Raw genomic sequence first — 2,604 nt, forward strand, 5'->3', positions numbered from 1 at the left:
CATAATCAAAGTTAATAGTACCGTTGAAGTTTGCGGCTGGAACAAAGGTCATGGCACCATTGGCGGCGATAACCACAGTGCCGTTACTTACTGTAATATTTTGAGCTCCGCCGGTTAGCGTCACACCGTTGATGCTCTTAACTGCTAGACCACCATCATTGGCCACATCATTGCCAAGCAAGTTAATCGCAATAGAGCCATCTTCGTTGACCGTGTAGCTGTCATCGTTTGCAACTACAGGATCACTAACACTATCGACTGTGATAGTCAGCGTTGCTGTATCACCAGTGTTTGTTGTGTAGGTAATAACAGGTAGTACACCATTCCAATCAGGTGCTGGTGTAAAGCTGTAGCCACCGTCACTGTTGATAATTAAGGTGCCTCCAGCAACAGTCACATTAGTATTTACCGCGAAGCTCTCCTCAACATTATCGCCATTGGTATCCATGGTGAATCCGGTGACATTGATGTGACCAGAACCATCATTAGCGAGAACATTGCCAGAGGCGACATTATCTTCGTCAACCGTTATTGAATCATCAGTCGCATTGGTGAGTAGCGCGGTATCACTATTTGAACTGGTATTGCCAGCCGGATCCGTGACCGTTGCAGTGACTGTGACATTAGTGCCTGTCGCTGGTGGATTCATGGTAACGGACAGGCCGCTGTCGAGCATGGCTTGGGTCACTGGGCCGCTGAACAGTGTGTTGCCCGCTTGGTCGGTGACCACTAATGTGTCGCCGACGGCGGTGCCGGCGCTTAGTGCGACGGTGATGTCGATTTGACCATCAAGCTCAGCGTCATTGATGAAGCCATCGTTGTTGATGTCTTCATCGATGGTTACAGAGGGACTTCCAATAGTCGTGTCGAGCACGGTGGTGTCAGTGACGTTGCCAGTGTTACCCGCTAAATCTGTCACGTTCATGGTGACGGATAAAGTACCATCGGCGAGACCAGAAAAGTCTTGGCCTGTCACGGTTACAGTGCCGTCTGCGGCGACCGTGATGTCGGCAGCGTTAACGGTGATCGTTGTGGTGCCATCACTGATGGTGATGCTGTTGACGGTACTGCCCACAGCGACTTGGCCAGAGAGTGGGACGCTGGTTGATTCAACATCGCTGACCAATTCATCGCCGCCATCAAGGAAGTTAATGACATTTTCGCCATCGCCAGTGCCTGGTGCAGTCGTGTCGAGCACGGTGGTGTCAGTGACGTTGCCGGTGTTACCGGCTAAATCAGTCACGTTCATGGTGACGGTCAAGGTACCGTCTGCTAGGCCAGACAAGTCTTGACCCGTCACGGTTACAGTGCCGTCTGCAGCAACCGTGATGTCAGCAGCGTTAACGGTGATCGTTGTGGTGCCATCGCTGATGGTGATGCTGTTGACAGTACTGCCCACAGCGACTTGGCCAGAGAGTGGGACGCTGGTTGATTCAGCATCGCTGACCAATTCATCGCCGCCATCAAGGAAGTTAATGGTGTTCTCACCATCACCGGTTCCCGGTGCAGTGGTATCAAGCACGGTGGTGTCAGTGACGTTGCCGGTGTTACCCGCTAAATCCGTCACGTTCATGGTGACGGTTAAAGTGCCATCGGCGAGACCAGACAAGTCTTGGCCTGTCACGGTTACAGTGCCGTCTGCGGCGACCGTGATGTCGGCAGCGTTAACGGTGATCGTTGTGGTGCCATCACTGATGGTGATGCTGTTGACGGTACTGCCCACAGCAACTTGGCCAGAGAGTGGGACGCTGGTTGATTCAGCATCGCTGACCAATTCATCGCCGCCATCAAGGAAGTTAATGGTGTTCTCACCATCGCCAGTGCCTGGTGCAGTCGTGTCGAGCACGGTGGTGTCAGTGACATTACCGGTGTTGCCGGCTAAATCAGTCACGTTCATGGTGACGGTTAAAGTGCCATCAGCGAGACCAGACAAGTCTTGGCCTGTCACGGTTATAGTGCCGTCTGCGGCGACCGTGATGTCGGCAGCGTTAACGGTGATCGTTGTGGTGCCATCACTGATGGTGATGCTGTTGACGGTACTGCCCATAGCAACTTGGCCAGAGAGTGGGACGCTGGTTGATTCAGCATCGCTGACCAATTCATCGCCGCCATCAAGGAAGTTAATGACATTTTCGCCATCGCCAGTGCCTGGTGCAGTCGTGTCGAGCACGGTGGTGTCAGTGACGTTGCCAGTATTACCCGCTAAATCCGTCACGTTCATGGTGACGGTTAAAGTGCCATCAGCGAGACCAGACAAGTCTTGGCCTGTCACGGTTACAGTGCCGTCTGCGGCGACCGTGATGTCGGCAGCGTTAACGGTGATCGTTGTGGTGCCATCACTGATGGTGATGCTGTTGACGGTACTGCCCACAGCGACTTGGCCAGAGAGTGGGACGCTGGTTGATTCAACATCGCTGACCAATTCATCGCCGCCATCAAGGAAGTTAATGACATTTTCGCCATCGCCAGTGCCTGGTGCAGTCGTGTCGAGCACGGTGGTGTCAGTGACGTTGCCGGTGTTACCGGCTAAATCAGTCACGTTCATGGTGACGGTCAAGGTACCGTCTGCTAGGCCAGACAAGTCTTGACCCGTCACGGTTACAG

1 protein-coding gene is annotated in these 2,604 nt (G+C 53.3%); it reads right to left on the reverse strand.

The features are described from left to right. A partial coding sequence (locus FN961_RS25575; RefSeq protein ID WP_185972888.1) for a beta strand repeat-containing protein occupies nt 1-2,604 on the reverse strand: 2,604 nt, incomplete at both ends.

It is taken from the genome of Shewanella hanedai (genome assembly GCF_007197645.1).
Lineage (GTDB): Bacteria > Pseudomonadota > Gammaproteobacteria > Enterobacterales > Shewanellaceae > Shewanella > Shewanella hanedai.